This is a genomic window from Sphingomonas changnyeongensis (genome assembly GCF_009913435.1).
Taxonomy (GTDB): Bacteria; Pseudomonadota; Alphaproteobacteria; order Sphingomonadales; family Sphingomonadaceae; genus Sphingomonas_B; species Sphingomonas_B changnyeongensis.
The window spans coordinates 1691860-1709452 of sequence record NZ_CP047895.1; the positions used below are offsets into that span (position 1 = coordinate 1691860).

At 69.6% G+C, this 17593-nt stretch carries 20 protein-coding genes and 1 pseudogene; 19 read left to right on the plus strand and 2 right to left on the minus strand.

The features are described 5' to 3' along the window. Positions 1 to 145 precede the first annotated feature (145 nt). The 10 genes from GVO57_RS08365 (at position 146) to GVO57_RS08405 (ending at position 5484) form a co-directional block, all read left to right on the plus strand. The gene (locus GVO57_RS08365) at positions 146 to 1825 is read left to right on the plus strand and encodes a YdbH domain-containing protein (protein WP_160592759.1); all 1680 of its coding nucleotides are present in this window, start codon (positions 146 to 148) and stop codon (positions 1823 to 1825) included. Positions 1826 to 1872: 47 nt separating this feature from the next. Then, on the plus strand, positions 1873 to 2052 hold the full coding sequence (locus tag GVO57_RS08370) for a YnbE family lipoprotein (RefSeq protein ID WP_160593912.1): 180 nt from the start codon (positions 1873 to 1875) through the stop codon (positions 2050 to 2052). Next, a complete protein-coding gene (locus GVO57_RS08375; RefSeq protein ID WP_160592760.1) occupies positions 2049 to 2417 on the plus strand; it encodes a YdbL family protein in 369 nt (122 codons plus the stop codon). Before GVO57_RS08370 ends, GVO57_RS08375 begins: the two co-directional genes overlap by 4 nt. 194 nt (positions 2418 to 2611) lie before the next feature. Next, positions 2612 to 2806 (plus strand): hypothetical protein, encoded by a 195-nt coding sequence (locus GVO57_RS15435; protein WP_327785503.1) that lies wholly within the window; start codon positions 2612 to 2614, stop codon positions 2804 to 2806. A gap of 8 nt (positions 2807 to 2814) precedes the next feature. Next, complete coding sequence (locus GVO57_RS15440; RefSeq protein WP_327785504.1) at positions 2815 to 2931, plus strand: AtpZ/AtpI family protein; 117 nt, start codon at positions 2815 to 2817, stop codon at positions 2929 to 2931. Positions 2932 to 2996: 65 nt separating this feature from the next. Next, positions 2997 to 3755 (plus strand): F0F1 ATP synthase subunit A, encoded by a 759-nt coding sequence (locus GVO57_RS08385; protein ID WP_160593913.1) that lies wholly within the window; start codon positions 2997 to 2999, stop codon positions 3753 to 3755. A gap of 43 nt (positions 3756 to 3798) precedes the next feature. After that, a complete protein-coding gene (locus GVO57_RS08390; protein WP_055759484.1) occupies positions 3799 to 4026 on the plus strand; it encodes a F0F1 ATP synthase subunit C in 228 nt (75 codons plus the stop codon). 57 nt (positions 4027 to 4083) lie between these two features. Then, positions 4084 to 4575, plus strand: coding sequence for a F0F1 ATP synthase subunit B family protein (locus tag GVO57_RS08395; protein WP_160592761.1), 492 nt, complete (start codon positions 4084 to 4086; stop codon positions 4573 to 4575). Then, positions 4568 to 5125: a F0F1 ATP synthase subunit B family protein gene (locus tag GVO57_RS08400; RefSeq protein ID WP_160592762.1), complete on the plus strand. Its 558-nt coding sequence runs from the start codon at positions 4568 to 4570 to the stop codon at positions 5123 to 5125. The genes GVO57_RS08395 and GVO57_RS08400 overlap by 8 nt, the downstream gene beginning before the upstream one ends. Before the next feature lie 47 nt (positions 5126 to 5172). Beyond that, a complete protein-coding gene (locus GVO57_RS08405) occupies positions 5173 to 5484 on the plus strand; it encodes a hypothetical protein (protein ID WP_160592763.1) in 312 nt (103 codons plus the stop codon). Between the two features lie 209 nt (positions 5485 to 5693). Here the strand turns inward: GVO57_RS08405 and GVO57_RS08410 are convergent, their stop codons facing one another. Further along, positions 5694 to 6413 (minus strand): SDR family oxidoreductase, encoded by a 720-nt coding sequence (locus GVO57_RS08410; RefSeq protein ID WP_160592764.1) that lies wholly within the window; start codon positions 6411 to 6413, stop codon positions 5694 to 5696. Between the two features lie 94 nt (positions 6414 to 6507). Between GVO57_RS08410 and uvrC the strand changes: the two genes are divergently transcribed. The 7 genes and pseudogenes from uvrC to GVO57_RS14990 all read left to right on the plus strand — a co-directional run bounded on the left by uvrC (position 6508) and on the right by GVO57_RS14990 (position 13674). After that, positions 6508 to 8427: an excinuclease ABC subunit UvrC gene (uvrC, locus tag GVO57_RS08415; protein WP_160592765.1), complete on the plus strand. Its 1920-nt coding sequence runs from the start codon at positions 6508 to 6510 to the stop codon at positions 8425 to 8427. A gap of 63 nt (positions 8428 to 8490) precedes the next feature. After that, positions 8491 to 9117, plus strand: a complete 627-nt coding sequence (gene recO / locus GVO57_RS08420; RefSeq protein WP_160592766.1) for a DNA repair protein RecO — start codon at positions 8491 to 8493, stop codon at positions 9115 to 9117. 44 nt (positions 9118 to 9161) lie between these two features. Then, positions 9162 to 10256: a 3-isopropylmalate dehydrogenase gene (gene leuB / locus GVO57_RS08425; protein WP_160592767.1), complete on the plus strand. Its 1095-nt coding sequence runs from the start codon at positions 9162 to 9164 to the stop codon at positions 10254 to 10256. 120 nt (positions 10257 to 10376) lie between these two features. Further along, a pseudogene (gene metZ, locus GVO57_RS08430) lies at positions 10377 to 11581 on the plus strand (O-succinylhomoserine sulfhydrylase). After that, positions 11578 to 11976, plus strand: coding sequence for a Co2+/Mg2+ efflux protein ApaG (gene apaG, locus GVO57_RS08435; protein WP_160592768.1), 399 nt, complete (start codon positions 11578 to 11580; stop codon positions 11974 to 11976). The pseudogene metZ and the gene apaG overlap by 4 nt, the downstream one beginning before the upstream one ends. Beyond that, positions 11973 to 12761, plus strand: a complete 789-nt coding sequence (locus GVO57_RS08440) for a LysR family transcriptional regulator (RefSeq protein ID WP_160592769.1) — start codon at positions 11973 to 11975, stop codon at positions 12759 to 12761. The genes apaG and GVO57_RS08440 overlap by 4 nt, the downstream gene beginning before the upstream one ends. Positions 12762 to 12996: 235 nt before the next feature. Beyond that, the gene (locus GVO57_RS14990) at positions 12997 to 13674 is read left to right on the plus strand and encodes a PEPxxWA-CTERM sorting domain-containing protein (RefSeq protein WP_233281303.1); all 678 of its coding nucleotides are present in this window, start codon (positions 12997 to 12999) and stop codon (positions 13672 to 13674) included. Between the two features lie 246 nt (positions 13675 to 13920). On the opposite strand, the gene GVO57_RS08450 is transcribed toward GVO57_RS14990, so the two are convergent. Further along, on the minus strand, positions 13921 to 14586 hold the full coding sequence (locus GVO57_RS08450) for a prolyl hydroxylase family protein (protein ID WP_160592770.1): 666 nt from the start codon (positions 14584 to 14586) through the stop codon (positions 13921 to 13923). Between the two features lie 187 nt (positions 14587 to 14773). Here GVO57_RS08450 and GVO57_RS08455 point away from each other — a divergent pair, with 187 nt between their 5' ends. Together GVO57_RS08455 and gspD are read left to right on the plus strand one after the other, a co-directional pair. Then, a complete protein-coding gene (locus GVO57_RS08455; RefSeq protein ID WP_160592771.1) occupies positions 14774 to 15361 on the plus strand; it encodes a type II secretion system protein N in 588 nt (195 codons plus the stop codon). Then, positions 15361 to 17562, plus strand: coding sequence for a type II secretion system secretin GspD (gene gspD / locus GVO57_RS08460; protein WP_160592772.1), 2202 nt, complete (start codon positions 15361 to 15363; stop codon positions 17560 to 17562). The genes GVO57_RS08455 and gspD overlap by 1 nt, the downstream gene beginning before the upstream one ends. Positions 17563 to 17593: the final 31 nt, after the last annotated feature.

Below are 17593 nucleotides of genomic sequence, written 5' to 3' on the forward strand. Positions count from 1 at the left end.
CGCCGGTCAGCGCTCGGCTGGTGCAGCGCGCGCCCGGCGCGGCCCTGTCGGGCTGGATCCGGATCGCGCCGCATGTGGCCGGTGATGCGCGGGTCGCCTTTGCGCCGGTGCGTCTTGAGGGGGGCGGGTCAGCACGCGGGTGACGATGACCGGGCCGATCCCCGGCGGCCGGATCGAGGGGCTGGCATTCGATCTGGGCGGGCGGATCGCCGCCGCGCCGATGCTCAATCCCGGCTGCACCGCCATCGGCTTTGCCCGCGCGGCGATTGGCGAGATTGTCCTTGATCCGGCGCGCGCGCGGCTGTGCGCCACCGGCAGGTCGCTGCTCGACGGTGCGGCGGTCCGTGATCTGGTGCTGACCGGCCGGTCGGGCGACGCGCCGCTGCGGCTTGCCGCCGGGCGGCTGACCGTCGATCGTGATGGCCTTGCCGCGACCGGCCTCGCGGCCCGGCTCGGCACCGGCGATGCCGCGAGCATGGTCGAGGTCGAGAGTCTGTCAGGCCGGTTTGGCCGAGCCGGTGGCCGCTTTGCCGGCCTGTCCGGACGGATCGGCACGGTGCCGCTGCTCATGTCCGGCGGCGCGGGCAGCTGGCGGCTGGCGGGCGGCGTGCTTGATGTGGGTGCCGCCGCGCGGATCGCCGACCGCGCCGCCGCCGCCCGGTTCGAGCCGCTGGCCGTGCCCGACCTGTCGCTCCGGCTGGCGGGTGGCATGGTCAGGGCCAGCGGAACGCTGCGCCACCCCGCGACCGGCACGGCGGTCGCCAAGGTGAGCATCGACCATGATCTGGCGCGCGGGCAGGGCGCGGCGGATCTGCGCGTCGTCGGGCTGCGGTTCGGGCCTGATCTCCAGCCCGAGGCGCTGACCCCGCTCACCCTCGGCGTGGTCGCTTCGGTCGATGGCGTGATCGACGGCACCGCGCGCATCGGCTGGGCGGGGGCTGAGGTGACGAGCAGCGGCGTGTTCGATTATGATGCCGCCGCGCTTGCCGCCGCGTTCGGTCCGGTCAACGGGCTCAAGGGGCGTATCCGCTTCACCGACCTGCTCGGCCTTGTCACCGCGCCCGATCAGCGCGCGACCATCGCCGCCGTCAATCCGGGCGTGCTCGTTGAAAATGGCGAGGTCGCCTACAGCCTGCTGCCCGGGCGGCGGATGGCGCTGGCCGGTGCCACATGGCCGCTTGCCGGCGGGCGCATTTCGATCCGCCCGACGGTCTGGGATTTTGCCGCCGACCAGCCGCGCCAGATGACCGTCGATTTGAGCGGCATCGATGCCGCGCAGTTCATCGGCCGGCTCGAGGTGCGCAACCTCGATGCCACCGGCATTTTCGACGGTGTCGTGCCGATGGTGTTCGACCGCGATGGCGGGCGCATCGTCGGCGGGATGCTGCGCGCCCGCCCGCCCGGCGGCCGCATCGCCTATGTCGGCGATGTATCCAAGGCCGATCTCGGCATCTGGGGCGATATCGCGTTCGATGCGCTGCAATCGATCAGCTACCGCGATCTGACCATCGCGCTCGACGGGGCGGTGGATGGCGAGATGATCAGCCAGATCCGCTTCGACGGGGTCAGCCGCGGCACCATCGCCCCGGTCGCGACCGGGCTGATCGCGCGGCTGGGCGGTCAGCTGGCCGCGCAGGTGCAGCGTCTGCCGTTCCGGTTCAATATCCGCGTGACGGCGCCGTTTCGCGGCCTGTTGTCGAGCGCGCGCAGCTTTTATGACCCCGGCCTGATCCTGCGTGACCGGCTGCCGCCGGAGCTGAGGCCGGCCGATCCGGTTCCGGCGCGCCCCGCCGTTCAGGCCGGGGTCAGCCGGAACCGCCGATAGGGGATGCGATGTTGACCGCGGACCATCGGGATGCGACGCAGGGGGCCATGCGGGTTCTTGTCGTTCCTTTCCTGGCGATCGTCACGGCCGGCTGTGTGCAGGTGAATGCGCCCGACCGGCCGATCGAGATCAATCTTAACGTCAACATCAAGCAGGAGGTGCTCGTCCGGCTGCAGCGCGACGCGCAGGAGCTGATCGAGCAGAATTCGGAGCTGTTTCCGCAATGATGAGATTTGCCCTGATCCCGGTCGCGCTGATGGTGGCGGCCCCTGCCGCCGCCCAGGTCGCGGGGCTGACCGCCGTGCTCGATTCCGGCGCGGTCGGCGAACGCGCCGACGGCTATCTGGGCGTGCGCAGCGCCGTCGATGCGGGCATCCGCGCCCAGATCGATCAGATCAACATCAAGCGCCGCGCGCTCTACACCGAAAAGGCGGCGGCGCGCGGCGTGTCGGTCGAGGAGATTGCCGCGGCAACGGGCTGCCAGACGCTGAAGCGCGTCGCGCCGGGCCATGCCTATTCGCTCGACGGCACCAACTGGCGCGTGCGCGGGGCCGGCGACCCGCCGCCGCGCGGTCTGAACTGCCCGGACTGACCCGGCGGCAGCCTTGCGGGGGTGCGGCTGAACGCCGCCCGCCGGTCGGGCGCGGCCGGCCTGTCACATGCCAGACATGTTGACACCCCTCGACTCCCTTCCTAAACGGGCCGCGCCTTGGCGGGGTCGCTCGCCGTCGCGCATTTGGGCTCGCCCGATATGGCCTCAGGGCCGTGGCACGGAGAGACTTTGGCATGGCGGAGGACGAACCCGGCCTGGAGCCTTTACCCGAGGACCGGCGGCTGGATGCGCTCGATGCGCGCCTGCGCCGCGCCCGCGGCGAAGAGGCGGACAGGACCGGTGCGGCAGAGCGCGGTGACGGGGACGGCTATCGTCTCGGCAATCATGTGCTGGCCGAACTGGTCGGGGGCATGGTCGGGGGTCGCTGATCGGGTGGGTGCTTGACCGCCTGTTCGGCACATCGCCCTGGCTCCTGCTCGCCTTGCTGTTCCTGGGAACGGTGAGCGCGTTCAGGAACATCATCCGGATTTCGAAGAAGCGCTCGGGGCAGTGACCTTCGGGCGCTTTGGTTAAATGGGAATGGCTGTGGCGACCGAAAAGGCAGGCACGATCGATCCGATGCACCAGTTCGAGGTGCAGACGATTGCCGACATGTTCACGCTGGGCGGCCAGAAAATCGCGTTCACCAACAGCGCGGCGTTCATGGTCGCGGCGCTTATCGGCCTGTGGGCGTTCATGCTGATGGGCATGAAGCGCCAGCTGGTGCCGGGGCGCGGGCAGATGATGGTCGAGGCGTTTGTCGGTTTCATCGACAAGCTGCTGGCGCAGAATATCGGCAAGGCCGGGCGCAAATATGTGCCCTATGTCTTCACGCTGTTCATGTTCATCCTGTTCGCCAACCTGCTCGGCCTGCTGCCGCTTGGCCTGTTCGGGCTGCATCCCTTCACCTTCACCAGCCATTTCACGGTGACGGGCGTGCTCGCGATCCTGTCCTTCTCGATCGTGCTGGTGGTCGGCTTTGTCCGCCACGGTCTCCACTTCTTCAGCCTGTTCGCGCCCAAGGGCACGCCCGCGCCGGTGCTGCTGCTGGTCGCGCCGATCGAGTTCGTGTCGTTCATGGTGCGCCCGTTCAGCCTTGCGCTGCGGCTGTTCGTCGCGATGACCGCGGGCCATATCCTGCTGAAGGTGCTCGCCTATTTCATCGTGCAGGCGGCGGGTGCCGGTGCCGGCACCGGGCTGGCCGTCGGCATTCCCAGCTTTGCGCTGATGGTCGGCGTGTCGGCGCTCGAAGTGCTGGTCGCGGCGGTCCAGGCCTATGTGTTCGCGCTGCTGACGTCGCTCTACATCAACGATGCCGAGCATCTCCACGCGCACTGATTTTCACCCGTTTTCGTCAAACGCATTTCCCAAGGAGTGAACAATGGAAGCTGATTCGATCAAGCTGCTCGGTGCCGGTCTCGCGGCGATCGGTGCGGGCCTCGCCGCGCTGGGCGTGGGCAACGTCTTTGCCGCCTTCCTTCAGGGCGCGCTGCGCAACCCGTCGGCTGCTGCCGGCCAGCAGGGCAACATGTTCATCGGCTTCGCCGCCGCCGAACTTCTCGGCCTGCTCGCCTTCGTCGTCGCGGTGCTGCTGATCTTCGTCGCCTAAGCCAGGCACGATCGGGGGCCGGCACCCGCCGGCCCCGCGCAATGCAGGACAGCCAGAATGCCCCAGATCGATCAAGTCGCCGCAACCTATGCATCGCAGCTGTTCTGGCTGCTGATCACGTTCGGCCTTGCCTTTTTCATCGTTGGCCGGGGAATGGTTCCCAAGATCCAGTCAACCATGGACGCCCGTGACGCGCAGGTCGCGGCGGATCTGGCGGCAGCCGAGGCGGCGCGTGGCGCCGCCGACACGGCCGAGCAGGACTGGCGGGCGCGCGAAAATGCCGCCCGCGAGTCGGCACGTGCTAAGCTGACCGCTGCCCAGGCCGAAGCGGCGACCCGCGCCGAAGCGGTGCTGGCTGCGGCCGATGCCGCCCAGGCGGCGCGGATCGCCGATGCCGAAGCGCGCATTGCCGCCGCTGCCGCCCAGGCGGCGGGGGAAATCGAGGCCGTTGCCGCCGATGCGGCGCGCGCCATCGTTGCCCGCGTGTCGGGTGCCGAGATCTCGGACGTCGAGGCGCAGGGCGCCGTCAAGGCGGTGTTGAATGGTTGAACTTTCCTTCCTTTCCGCTGACGCGGCCGCGCATGGCGAGGCCGTGGTCCATGCCGATCCGACCGCGCTGATGCTCGATCCGACCGGCTGGGTGTCGCTGGCGATGGCGGTGTTCATCGCCATCCTGATCTGGCAGGGTGTGCCGCGCCTGATCGGGCGGATGCTCGACGGCCAGATTGCGGCCATTCGCGGCCGGCTGGACGAGGCCCGTGCGCTGCGCGCCGAGGCCGAGGCGCTGCGCGATGAATATGCGCGCAAGCTTGCCGCGATCGAGGCCGACGCCCGGCAGATGGTCGCCCATGCCGAGGCCGAGGCCGAAGCGCTGCGCGCCCGTGCCGAAGCCGATGCGGCGGCTTTGGTCGAGCGCCGGGCACGGATGGCGGAAGACAAGATCGCCGCTGCCGAGCGCGCGGCCATTGACGAACTTCGCGCCCGCACCGTCGATGCCGCGACCGAGGCCGCGACCCGGCTGATCGCCGCTCGCCACGACGCCAAGGCGGACAAGGCGCTCGTCGATTCGACGATTGCCGGGCTCGGCTCGGTTCACTGATCATCGCGGCCGGCATGGCTGGCGGCGTCATGAGGGAGAGGATGACCATGAACAAGCTTTTTGCCGCCGCGCTGATCGGCTTTGCCGCTGTCCCGGCCGTCGCCCAGAACCATGCCGGCCATGGCGCCGCCGCGCCGGCGACTGCCGCGCGCTTCACGCTCGACACGCCGATCGAACAGATCGTCGCCGATCCGGCTGGCAAGGCTGCGCTCGACACCGCGGTGCCGGGCATCTCGACCCACCCGGCCTTTGACCAGTTCAAGTCGATGTCCCTGCGCCAGGTTCAGCCCTTTTCGAACGGGGCGCTGACCGACGAGACGATGGCCAAAGCCGAAGCGGCGCTCGCTGCCGTCAAGTAACCGGCGCGGCCCGCGCCCAGAACTCGACCGGCCCGGCCCTGCGCCGGTCGCGAACGGAGCGGCGTCCCCTTGGCGGGGGCGCCGCTCTTTTGCATCGTCCGGCTCGCTTAGAGCGGTTTTAGATCTGGCTGCGCCAGACCAACCGCTCTAATTCGTTGGTTTGCCGCGTTTTCCCGGCCGCCGGGTGAGTCCACCCGGCTCGAAAACGCTCAGTATCGGATCATGATCCGCCGTGCGGCCGCCGGGGCGATATTGGCCAGGATCCGCAGCAGCCGCGCCGCGCCCACCGGCGCTTCCAGCCGGTCGGCGCGGATCGCCGCGATGATGTCGCGTGCACAGGCATCGGCGGGCATCTTGCGGTGGCGGTTGGCCGCGGTCATCCGCGTGTCGACGACCGGCGGCAGCACCTCGATCACCCTGATCCGGCTGTCGCGGAGCTGGTGGCGCAGCGTCTGGGTAAAGCTGCGCAGCCCGGCCTTGGTTGCGCAATAGACGGGCGCGCCGGCGCGCGGCGCATAGGCAAGGCCCGACGTCACATTGACGATCGCCGCCTGCGGCCGGGCGCGCAGCGCGGGCAGCAGCCCCGCGACCAGATGGATCGGGGCATTGAGGTTCAGGAAGATCGCCCGGTCCGTCATGTCGCGGTCCATCACCCCGTCGACATCGAAATCGCTGTTCATGCCGGCATTGTTGATCAGCATGTCGATCGGCCGGCCGGCAAGCGCGGCGATCAGCGCGTCGCATCCGGCGCGGTTCGACAGGTCGGCGGCGATTGCCTCCATCCCCGCCGCGCGGGCGGCGGCCAGCCGCTCGGCATCGCGGCCGATCACGATCACCGCCGCGCCCGCATCGTGCAGCTGGGCGGCCAGATGGCGGCCGATCCCGTCGGTGCCGCCGGTCACCACCACGTTCAGCCCGCGCACCTGCATTCCCGTCTCCCGCCTGTTCACCTGCGCCTGTCGCCGGTCTGCCGGCCCGGCGGCCGGTTGCCGCCCGGGGCGATCATGCCTAACTGGGGCGGCCATGTCGCGCCCCAACACCCCTGACCGGTTCAACGAGGAAAGCGCCGCCTATTCGGTGCGCGGGGCGGATGCGCCCGACCTTGATCTGGGCATTGCCGCGATCCGCAACGTGCTGCGCACGCTGCCCGCCCGGCCGGGCGTCTACCGGATGCAGGATGCGCGCGGCGATGTGCTCTATGTCGGCAAGGCGCGGGCGCTCAAAAACCGGGTGACCAATTACACGCAGGTCACACGGCTACCCCGGCGGCTGCAGCGGATGGTCGCGCAGACCCGGGCGATGACGATCGTGACGACGAACAGCGAGGCCGAGGCGCTGCTGCTCGAAGCGCAGCTGATCAAGCGCTATCGCCCGCCCTATAATGTGCTGCTGCGCGACGACAAAAGCTTTCCCTATATCCTGCTGGGCGCGGAGCATGACTATCCGCGCATCCAGAAGCATCGCGGGGCGCAGCGGGCCAAAGGCAATTATTACGGGCCGTTCGCCAGCGCCGGATCGGTGACGCGCACGCTCAATGCGCTGCAAAAGCTGTTCCTGCTGCGCTCGTGCAGCGACAGCTTCTTCGCCAACCGGTCGCGGCCCTGCCTGCTCTATCAGATCAAGCGCTGCTCCGCCCCCTGTGTCGGGCGGATCACGCCCGATGCCTATGGCGAGCTGGTGGCCGACGCCAAGGCGTTCCTGGCCGGCAAATCGACCCAGGTGCAGGCCAAGCTGGGCGCGGCGATGCAGGACGCGGCCGAGCGGATGGATTTCGAGCTGGCCGCCATCTACCGCGACCGGCTGCGCGCGCTGACCTTCATCCAGGGCAGCCAGGCGATCAATGCCGACGGGCTGGGCGATGCCGATATCTTCGCGCTGGCGAGCAAGGGCGGGACGGTCGGCATCCAGGGGTTTTTCATCCGCGGCGGGCAGAATTGGGGGCATCGCAGCTTCTTTCCGACCCATGTCGAAGATCTGGCCGAAGACGCGGTGCTGACCAGCTTTCTGATGCAATTCTACGAAGAGGTGCCGCCGCCGCGCACCATCCTGCTCGACCGGCCGCTGGACGAGGCGGAGCTGGTGGCCGAGGCGCTGGCCCCGGCGGCGGGCGGCAAGGTCGCGATCCTCGCCCCGCAGCGCGGCGACCGGCGGCGGCTGATCGATCAGGCGCGCCGCAATGCCGAGGAAGCGCTCGACCGGCGGCTCGCCGAAAGCACCACCCAGGCGCGGCTGCTGCGCGAACTGGCCGAGCTGTTCGAGCTGGACGGCCCGCCGCAGCGCATCGAGGTCTATGACAACAGCCACATCATGGGCACCAATGCGCTGGGCGCGATGATCGTCGCCGGGCCGGACGGGTTCCTCAAGAATTGCTATCGCAAGTTCAATATCCGCAGGCCCGAAACCGCGCCCGGAGACGATTTCGCGATGATGCGCGAGGTGTTCGAGCGCCGCTTCGCCCGCGCGCAGAATGACGATCCCGACCGCGAGGGCGGCGACTGGCCCGATCTGGTGTTGATCGATGGCGGGCGCGGCCAGCTCAATGCCGCGCTGCGCACGCTGGGCGATATGGGGATCGAGGATGTGCCGCTGGTCGGCGTGTCCAAGGGGCCGGACCGCAATGCCGGGCGCGAGACTTTCCATCTGCCCGGCGGGCGCGAGCTGACGCTGCCGCCCAACGCGCCGGTGCTGTTCTATCTGCAAAGGCTGCGTGACGAGGCGCACCGTTTTGCCATCGGCGCGCACCGCCAGAAACGCGCCAAGGCCATTGGCGCATCGCCGCTGGACGAGGTGCCGGGCATCGGCCCGGCGCGCAAGCGGGCGCTGCTGATGCATTTCGGCACCGCCCGCGCGGTGCGCGCGGCAAGCCTTGAGGATCTGCAAAAGGCCCCTGGCGTGTCGCGCAGCGTCGCCCAGCTTGTCTATGACCATTTTCATCAGCGCTGAGCACCCCGGTGGGGCAGGGCGGCACCGGCCCGCTCCCCGATCCGGTCGGGAGGCCGGCCGGCGATGATCATCGAGGCGCAGGCGCTGATCCTGGCGGTGCGCGCGCATGGCGAGCATGGCGCGGTGATCCGCGCGCTGACCCCGGCCCATGGCCTGCAGCCAGGCTATGTCCGGGGTGGCCGGTCGCGGGCGCTCCGGCCAGTGCTGTCGCCGGGCAACGTCGTCGCGCTCAGCCTGCGCGCCCGCACCGAGACGCAGCTTGCCGCCGCCACCGCCGAGCTGGTGCACAGCCGCGCGCCGCTGCTCGCCGAACCGCTGCCGGCGGCGGCGATCGACTGGCTGTGCGCGCTCACCGCCGCGACGCTGCCCGAGGGGTATGCCTATCCTGCCGTGCATGACGCGCTGGCCGCGGTGCTCGATGCCGTCGAACATGCGCCGAGCGCGCGCGGCTGGGCGCCCGCGATCTGGCGGTTCGAGGCGCTGCTGCTGGCCGAGCTTGGTTATGGGCTGGCCGGGGGGCTGCCGGAGCGACGCGCAGCAGGGCCGGAGGCTGGCGGCGGCGGCGATGCGACGGGTGATGCGACCGGCGATGCCATTGCCCGTCACCTGCTGCCGGGCCGGCGCGGCGTCATTCTGGCGGCGCGCGACCGGCTGCGCACCCGGCTGGCGCGTGCCGGCAGCGGGGGCTGACGCGGCAAAGGTCCGGGCGGGCCGGGGTTGACCGGCGGGGCCGGATGCGGCTTTGCACCGGCAGGCTGCCGTTTTCTGGGGAGGGTGCTGGTGCTGGTCGCGATATTGGCGGGGACGGGATCGGGCCGGACGTGGTCGCCCAGGCGGTGCGGGTGCTGACGGCGCTCGACCTCGGTCTCGACTTTGCCGAGGCACCGGTCGGCGGCCATGCCTATCGCGTCGCCGGCCACCCGCTGCCGCCCGAGACGCTGGCGCTGGCCGCGCGCGCCGATGCCATCCTGTTCGGCGCGGTCGGCGATCCGGACTGTGACGGGCTGGAGCGGCAGTTGCGGCCCGAACAGGCGATCCTGGGCCTGCGCCGCGAACTGGGGCTGTTCGCCAATCTGCGGCCGGCGCGGCTGTTTCCGGGGCTGGCCGACGCCTCTGCGCTGCGCCCCGAAGTCGCCGGGGCGATCGACCTGATGATCGTCCGCGAACTGACGGGCGACGTCTATTTCGGCACGCCGCGCGGCCGCCGCACGACCGCCGATGGGCTGCGCGAAGGCTTTGACACGATGCGCTATGACGAGGCGGAGATTGCCCGCATCGCGCGGCTGGGGTTCGAAACCGCGCGGGGGCGGCGCGGGCGGCTGTGTTCGGTCGACAAGGCCAATGTGCTCGAAACCTCGCAGCTGTGGCGCGACGTGGTGACCGAAATCGCCGCCGAATATTCCGATGTCGCGCTCACCCATATGTATGTCGACAATGCCGCGATGCAGCTGGTGCGCGCGCCGGGGCAGTTCGACACGATCGTGACCGGCAATCTGTTCGGCGACATATTGTCGGATCAGGCATCGATGTGCGTCGGCTCGATCGGGTTGCTGCCCTCGGCCTCGCTCGATGCGGCGGGCAAGGGGCTGTACGAGCCGATCCACGGCTCCGCCCCCGACATTGCCGGGCAGGACCGGGCCAATCCGCTGGCAACGATCCTGTCGGCGGCCATGATGCTGCGCCATTCGCTGGGGCTGGCCGACGCGGCGGCGCGGATCGAGGCGGCGGTCGCCGCCGTGCTCGCCTCGGGCGCGCGCACCGCCGATCTGGGCGGCACGATCGGCACCGCAGCGATGGGCGACCGGGTGATCGCCGCGCTCGCCGCTTGACCGGACCGAGCGGCGAGGCCGGGCGCTGCCCCGGCTTGGCCGGCTGAAAGAAAAACTGGCAGGCGCTCCGGCCATCGCCCGAGTTGACCTTGGCCGGGCAAAACCGGCAAAGCGGCCGCCATGAAGCGACTGACCGGCCAGGATCCTGCGATCACCTCGAAATGGCGCCCCGCGACCCAGGCGGTGCGCGGCGGCACTGCGCGGTCCGAATGGGGGGAGACGTCCGAAGCGATCTTCCTCACCTCCGGCTACGCCTATGACTGCGCGGGCGATGCCGCCGCGCGTTTTGCCGGCGAACAGAAGGGGATGACCTACAGCCGGCTGCAGAACCCGACGGTCGAGATGCTCGAACAGCGCATCGCGATGCTCGACGGGGCTGAGGCCGCGCGCGCGATGGCGAGCGGCATGGCGGCGATGACGTCGGCCTTGCTCTGCCAGCTTTCGGCCGGCGACCATCTGGTCGCGGCGCGGACCATGTTCGGATCGTGCCGCTGGCTGACCGATTCGCTGCTGCCGCGCTTCGGGATCGAGGTGACGATCGTCGATGCGGTCGATACCGCCGCCTGGGAAGCCGCGATCCGGCCCAACACCCGGCTGTTCTTCTTTGAAACCCCCGCTAATCCGACGCTGGAGATCGCCGATCTGGCCGCCATCTGCGGCATTGCGCGCGCGCACGGCATCCGCACGCTCGTCGACAATGCCTTTGCGACCTCCGCGTTGCAGCGGCCGCTCGATTTCGGGGCCGATATCGTCGCCTATTCGGCGACCAAGCTTATGGACGGGCAGGGCCGGGTGCTCGCCGGGCGGTGTGCGGCAGCCGGGCGTTCATCGACGATGTGCTGCTACCGTTCGTGCGCAACACCGGCCCGACGCTGTCGGCGTTCAACGCCTGGGTGGTGCTCAAGGGTCTGGAAACGCTCGACCTGCGCGTCCGCCGGCAGAGCGACAATGCGCTGGCCGTCGCCCGGTTTCTCGAAGACCGGGGACTGCGCGTCCTCTATCCGGGGCTGGACAGCCATCCGCAGCGCGCGCTGGCGGCACGGCAGATGGCGGCCGGCGGCACGATCATGGCGCTGTTCGTCGCCGACCGTGCCCAGGCGCACGGCCTGCTCGACGCGCTCGAACTGATCGACATTTCCAACAATATCGGCGATTCCCGGTCGCTGATGACGCATCCGGCCACCACCACCCACAGCAGCCTGTCGGCCGAGGTGCGCGCCGATATGGGCATCACCGACGGGATGCTGCGCCTGAATGTCGGGCTGGAGGATGTCGCCGACCTGATCGAGGATCTCGACCGGGCGCTCGGCGCAGTCGGGCTGTGAAGGCGCTTTTCCCCCATGCCCAGACCACGCGGGGCGTGACCGTCAGGGTCTCCGTCTCGTTCATGCCCGATCAGTCGGATCCCGAACGGGGGCGCTGGTTCTGGGCCTATCACATCCGGCTGGAAAATGAGGGGCGGATGGCGGTGCAGCTGATCAGCCGCCACTGGATCATCACCGACGGGCACGGCGCGCGCCACGAGGTGCAGGGCGAGGGGGTTGTGGGCGAACAGCCGCTGCTGTCGCCGGGGGCATCGTTCGACTATGTTTCGGGCTGCCCGCTGTCGACCCCGACCGGGCAGATGCGCGGCAGCTACCGCATGATCGCCGAGGATGGCTCGACCTTCGACGTCGCGATCCCGCGCTTTCCGCTCGTCGCGCCAGCGGTGCAGGCATGAAGCGCACGCATCTGCCGCTCAACGGCCTGCGCGTGCTCGACGCGGCGGCGCGCCACCTGTCCTTCACCCGCGCGGCCGACGAGCTGGCGGTCACCCCGGCCGCGGTCGGCCAGCAGGTGCGCGCGCTTGAGGAGACTTTGGGCGTCGTGCTGTTCCGCCGCACCGCCAAGGGGCTGGAACTGACGCCCGAGGCAGAAGCCGGGCTGGCGGCGCTGCGCCAGGGCTTTTTGTGCTTTGAAGATGCGGTGCGGGCGATCCAGGCCGGTCAGTCGTCGAAAGTGCTGACCATCGCCGCGCCGCGCGACCTGACCGCGCGCTGGCTGGCACCGCGCCTCGCCCGGCTGGCGGCCGACGACGGCGAACTGCGCTTTCACATCGTCGCGGGGGACGAGGCGGTCGATTTCACCGAGGCCAATCTCGATCTCGCCATCCGGCTGATGGTCGACCGGGGCGAGCATGAAGGGGTGCTGATCGGCACCGCCCGGTTCGTGCGCATCGCCGCGCCGGGCGCGGCCGCCGATGCGCCGTGGATCGCCTGGCCGGGCCATGCCCCCGATGGGGCGTTGCTGCGCGTCGCCGATGCCGGGCTTGCCATCGACGCGGCGGCAGAGGGGCTGGGCCGCGCGCTTGTGCCTGAAATGCTGGCCGAAGCGGATCTGGCCGCCGGGCGCATCGTGGCGCTGGCCGACCCGGTCGATCACGGCATGGGCTATTGGGCGCATGCCCCGATGCCGCAATGGCGGCAGAAAAAGGTCCGCGCGCTGGTCGAGGCGCTGACCGGCTGAGCTGCGGTGCCTGGCGGCACTGCATGCCCGCGCCGACCGCCCTTTCCTGTGCAACCAGGCCGTTCCGTCCGGTGCCCCATGTGCCACTGCGGGACGTGCATAAGTGAACATTTGCCTTGGACAGAATGGTTAATTTTGCGTAAACGGGTAACTGAAGCCGAAGCGGTTGCGTGAGGTGCCGGGTGATTCGTGCCCGGGGCGCACATGACTGACAGATCGGCGTTTTTTGGGTGGGTTGCTGATCCTTACGAACCAAGGGGTGTTGTTTATGAAGAAGTTTGTTCTCGGTCTCGCGATGGCGGGTGCCGCCATTGCCGCCGCGCCGGCCCAGTCGGCTGTTGTCCTTTCGAGCACGCCGGGTGCGGCTGTCTATCCGGGCAGCGGGTTCGACAACCCGCTGGTGTTCGACTTCGAAACCTCCACGCCGCGCTGGAACCGGTCGATCTTCACGACGACCGTCGAAACCCGCGCCCGTCCGCTCGGCAGCACCGGCGGCTTCATCTCGGTCGGCCCGGCCGATGGCACGCCCGGCGTGTTCGATCTGACCGGTCTCGGCCCGATCAACGCGGTTAGCCTGCTCTGGGGCTCGATCGACGTCTACAACACGCTCGAAGTGCTCGGCGCCGGTGGCGTCGTTCTCGCCACCATCGAAGGCAGCAATGTCTGGGATCCGGCCAATGGCAACCAGACCGAAGCCAACACCAACCGCATCGTGCGCCTGGACTTCACCAACGGCTTCCAGTCGCAGGTGACCGCGCTGCGCTTCAGCGCCTATGGCAACGCCTTTGAAGTCGACAACATCGCCATCGCGGCGGTGCCTGAGCCGGCGACCTGGGCGATGATGATCGGTGGCTTCGGCATGATCGGTGCCGCTGCCCGCCGCGTCCGCAAGGTTCGCGCGGTCTACGCCTGATCCCGGCCGGCCCGGAAACGGGCTGGACGCCAATGACGGAAAGGGGCGGTCTCCGGGCCGTCCCTTTTCTTTTTTCTGGCTTTTTTCGTGAAATGGCGGTGCTGGCGCGGGGTCGTCGCGGCAAGAAGGCCGGTCGGTCGGGGCTGCGTTGCCGGGTGTGACGCCTTTGCCGGCACCGGACACGGGCGGGCCGGTTCGTTACCTGTGCGGCTCCGTGAACCGCCTCATCGCGGCCGTCCGTTGCGCTCAGGCCCAGCCCCAGGGGCGCTCCCGGAACCATTTGGTGATGATGTATTTGGTGCCCGCCCGCACCTTCATGCCGTGATGGATGGTCGAGGGATTGGGGCTGCCATCGGGGCGGCGGTTGTTCCAGGCGAGCAGCTTGCCGGTTTCGGGCTGCACGGTCTTGTCGATCGCCTTGAAACGCGTCGCCCCCCCGGCTTCGGGTTCGTTCAGATAGATCATCACCGTCCAGGTCCGCTGTCCGGCGACCTGGGTATGCGTCTGATAATCGGCGCCCTGCGGCTCGAAATAGTCGGTATGGGCCTTGAACTCCTGCCCCACCGCATAACGCTGCCCCTGCATCGGCTCGCCATATTTGAGATCGAGCCGTGAGAAGGCGAAGATCCGCTGGTCGATGTCGACGATCAAGGGATCATTGACGTCGAAATAGCAGGTCTCGCTGGTCCTGAACGCGGCGTCGCCATTGTAATCGGTGACGGTCGAAGGCTGGCGGCCGCGGTCGATCCGTTCGATCACCTGCGCGCATTCCTCCGGGGTCAGGAACCCGCGCCGGATGAACAGGCTGACCTTGGGCGTCGGCACGCGCTGGATGCCGGGCGCAGCCATCATGCTGTCGATGACCATCTGGTCATAGGGATTGTCGGTCACGTCATCCTCCTGCCCGGCCATCCTTCCGGCATGGCGGACCGTCGCGCGGGCGGGCGGCAAGCGTCAAGGCCCGCTGGGTCGGTCGCAGGTGGAGGCGCGCAGGTCGGGGCCGGTTGCTGGTCTGCTCCGGCTGCCATATGACTGTCACAAATCATTCCGCGAACTGTCACCAAGGGGGCCTAGCGCGGCCGCACGCTGGGGAGAATGGATGCGCCTGTCGACTGATCCGCGCCGCTGGCGAACCCTGTGGCGCCCCGCCCGGTTCGATCCGCTGCTGCTCGCCGAGATTCTGGTCGTCGCGCTGATCGCGGTGCAGGCGGCCCGGCTTGCCTGGGCGGTCATCACCCCGACCGGCCCGGTCGGGGCATGGGCCGCCATGCCCGGCCCCGATGCGGCGGCCGGGCGCGCGGCGCTTGCCGCCGGCACCGATCCGTTCTTCCGCACCGCGACCGGCGATACCGCTGCAGTCACCGCGCTGCCGCTCAGCCTGTTCGGCACAAGGGTGGACGAGGCGACGGGCCGTGGATCCGCGATCCTGGCGGGCGCCGACAATGTGCAGCGCAGCGTTGCGGTCGGCGAGGAGATCGAGCCAGGCGTGACGCTCAAATCGGTGGCGTTCGATCATGTCGTGATCAGCCGCGCCGGGCGCGACGAATCGCTGTTCATCGTCCAGTCGGGCAGCGCACCGCCGGCTCCGGTCGTCGGTGACGCCCCGGCGGCGGTTCCGGCACCTGTTGCCCAGCCTGTTGCCCCGCCCGTTACCCAGCCTGCCTCCGGGCCGGGGGAGGCACGCTGATGCGCCGTCCATCCGCCGCATTCACCCTTGGCACCGCCGCTGCGCTGCTGCTCGCGGCCCCGGCGGCGGCGCAATATGCGCTCAACGTCCGCGACGCCGATATCCGCGCCTTCATCCAGGATGCGGCCAAGGTCACCGGGCGCAGCTTCATCATCGACCAGCGGGTGCAGGGCAAGGTGTCGGTCGTCACCGACCGCAGCCTGTCGCGCAGCGAATATCTGGAAGTGTTCCTGTCGACGCTCAGGGCCAATGGCCTGGTCGCGGTGCCGGCCGGCAGCGGCGCGTTCCGCGTCCAGCCGCTCGACGGCGCGGCCAGCCAGCCCAGCCGCGTCGGCCGGGCGGGCACGGCCAATGCGCTGGTGACGGAAATCGTCCGCCTGCGCTCGATCGATGCGCCCTCGGCGGCGGAAACGGTGCGGCCGCTGGTCAGCCGCGAAGGCTCGGTGACCGCCAATCGCGCCGGCAACTCGCTGGTGATCGTCGATTTCGGTGACAATGTCCGCCGGGTGCGCGAGGTGCTGGCGCGGATCGACCGTGACAGCGCGGCAACCCGGGTGATCACGCTCAAGAATGCCGGCGCGCGCGAGATTGCCGGCTCGCTGTCCCAGCTGATCGGGCCGGGCGGGGCAGGTGCGCCGGGGCAAAGCGGCGGACAGGCGGCGGCCAGCGTGGTCGCGGTCGACAGTTCGAACGCCGTCGTGCTGCGCGGCGATCCGGCGACGGTCGCGCGGCTGGCGCAGGTCGCGGCCGAGCTTGACCAGCGCGCGGCCAACGGCACCGAGGTGCGCGTCCACTGGCTCGAACATGCCGATGCCCAGCTGCTGCTGCCGGTGCTGCAGCAGCTGACCGGGCAGAGCGTGACCCAGCCCGGCCAGACCGCCGGGCTCAGCCAGTCGCGCGGCCTGGGCGGGGCGGGGAGTGCGGGCGGCGGGCTGGGCGCGGCGCAGGGGTCGCCCCAGCCGGCGGCGCTGCCGGCCCAGCCGGTGCCGCCGGGCGAAAGCATCATCGGCCGGCAAAGCGCGATCGTCACCCGTTTTGAAGGTGCGAACGCGATCATCATCGCCGCCGCGCCCGACACGCAGCGCATTCTGGGCGAGGTGGTGCGCCAGCTCGACACCCGCCGCGATCAGGTGCTGGTCGAGGCGATCATCGTCGAGATTTCGGACCAGCTGGCCAAGCGGCTGGGCGTGCAGTTCCTGCTGGGCGGCGAGCCGGGCAGCGACGTGCCGCTGCTCGCGACCAATTACTCCAACGCCCAGCCCAACATCCTGACCATCGCCGGAGCGGTCGCCGCGCGCGAGCTTGATCGCACGACCACCACCGTCAACGGCCAGGTGGTGACGACGACCACCAACAGCCCGGTGTCCGACCAGCTGGCGCAGGCGGCGGCCAATGCCGTGCTGGGCGCGACCGGCGGGCTGGGCGGCTTTGCCACCAATGTCGGGCGCAACGGCATTTTCGGCGTGATCCTGAACGCCGTCCGCTCCGACACCGCGTCCAACCTGCTGTCGACGCCGTCGATCATGACGCTCGACAATCAGGAAGCGCGGATCCTGGTCGGCCAGGAAATCCCGATCACCACCGGTCAGGCGCTGTCGAACAATTTCGACAATGCCTTCCGCACGATCCAGCGCCAGAATGTCGGCATCCAGCTGCAGGTCCGGCCGCAGATCAACGAGGGTGGGGCGATCAAGCTGATCCTGCGGCAGGAGGTCAGCTCGATCGCCGGGCCGGTGTCGAACAGCAACCAGGAACTGATCCTGAACAAGCGCGAGATCGAGACGACGGTGACCGTCGATGACGGCCAGATCATCGCGCTTGGCGGCCTGCTTGACGACAATGAACGGCGGACGATCGAGAAGATCCCGCTGCTCGGCGACATTCCGGGGCTGGGCGAGCTGTTCCGGTCGCGCTCGCGCTCGCGCGCCAAGACCAATCTGATGGTGTTCATCCGCCCGACCATCCTGCGCACGCCCGAGGATGCGCGTGCGGTGGCCATGCGCCGCTATGGCTATGTCCGCGCCCAGCAGCTCGACCAGCAGCCGGACGCGGAGCCGACGATCGACGAACTGGTGCGCGACTATATGGGCGCCGCCGCGCTGCTGCCGGCGCGGCCGGGCACGGCTCAGCCCCAACCCGCCCAGCCTGAACCGGCCCGGCCCGAATCCGCGCCTCCCGCCGCGCCGGGGAGCGACCGGTGACGATGGGCCGCCCCGGCGATCTGGCGGCGGC

Coding starts and splice junctions, on each gene's coding strand:
- GVO57_RS08405 (WP_160592763.1), top strand. CDS start 5,173: ATGAACAAGCTTTTTGCCGCCGCGCTGATCGGCTTTGCCGCTGTCCCG.
- GVO57_RS08395 (WP_160592761.1), top strand. CDS start 4,084: ATGCCCCAGATCGATCAAGTCGCCGCAACCTATGCATCGCAGCTGTTC.
- GVO57_RS15435 (WP_327785503.1), top strand. CDS start 2,612: ATGGCGGAGGACGAACCCGGCCTGGAGCCTTTACCCGAGGACCGGCGG.
- leuB (WP_160592767.1), top strand. CDS start 9,162: ATGCGGCTTTGCACCGGCAGGCTGCCGTTTTCTGGGGAGGGTGCTGGT.
- GVO57_RS08375 (WP_160592760.1), top strand. CDS start 2,049: ATGATGAGATTTGCCCTGATCCCGGTCGCGCTGATGGTGGCGGCCCCT.
- GVO57_RS08400 (WP_160592762.1), top strand. CDS start 4,568: ATGGTTGAACTTTCCTTCCTTTCCGCTGACGCGGCCGCGCATGGCGAG.
- GVO57_RS08410 (WP_160592764.1), bottom strand. CDS start 6,413: ATGCAGGTGCGCGGGCTGAACGTGGTGGTGACCGGCGGCACCGACGGG.
- GVO57_RS08390 (WP_055759484.1), top strand. CDS start 3,799: ATGGAAGCTGATTCGATCAAGCTGCTCGGTGCCGGTCTCGCGGCGATC.
- GVO57_RS08365 (WP_160592759.1), top strand. CDS start 146: ATGACCGGGCCGATCCCCGGCGGCCGGATCGAGGGGCTGGCATTCGAT.
- GVO57_RS08450 (WP_160592770.1), bottom strand. CDS start 14,586: ATGGCCGGGCAGGAGGATGACGTGACCGACAATCCCTATGACCAGATG.
- GVO57_RS08385 (WP_160593913.1), top strand. CDS start 2,997: ATGCACCAGTTCGAGGTGCAGACGATTGCCGACATGTTCACGCTGGGC.
- recO (WP_160592766.1), top strand. CDS start 8,491: ATGATCATCGAGGCGCAGGCGCTGATCCTGGCGGTGCGCGCGCATGGC.
- GVO57_RS08455 (WP_160592771.1), top strand. CDS start 14,774: ATGCGCCTGTCGACTGATCCGCGCCGCTGGCGAACCCTGTGGCGCCCC.
- uvrC (WP_160592765.1), top strand. CDS start 6,508: ATGTCGCGCCCCAACACCCCTGACCGGTTCAACGAGGAAAGCGCCGCC.
- GVO57_RS08440 (WP_160592769.1), top strand. CDS start 11,973: ATGAAGCGCACGCATCTGCCGCTCAACGGCCTGCGCGTGCTCGACGCG.
- GVO57_RS08370 (WP_160593912.1), top strand. CDS start 1,873: ATGCGGGTTCTTGTCGTTCCTTTCCTGGCGATCGTCACGGCCGGCTGT.
- gspD (WP_160592772.1), top strand. CDS start 15,361: ATGCGCCGTCCATCCGCCGCATTCACCCTTGGCACCGCCGCTGCGCTG.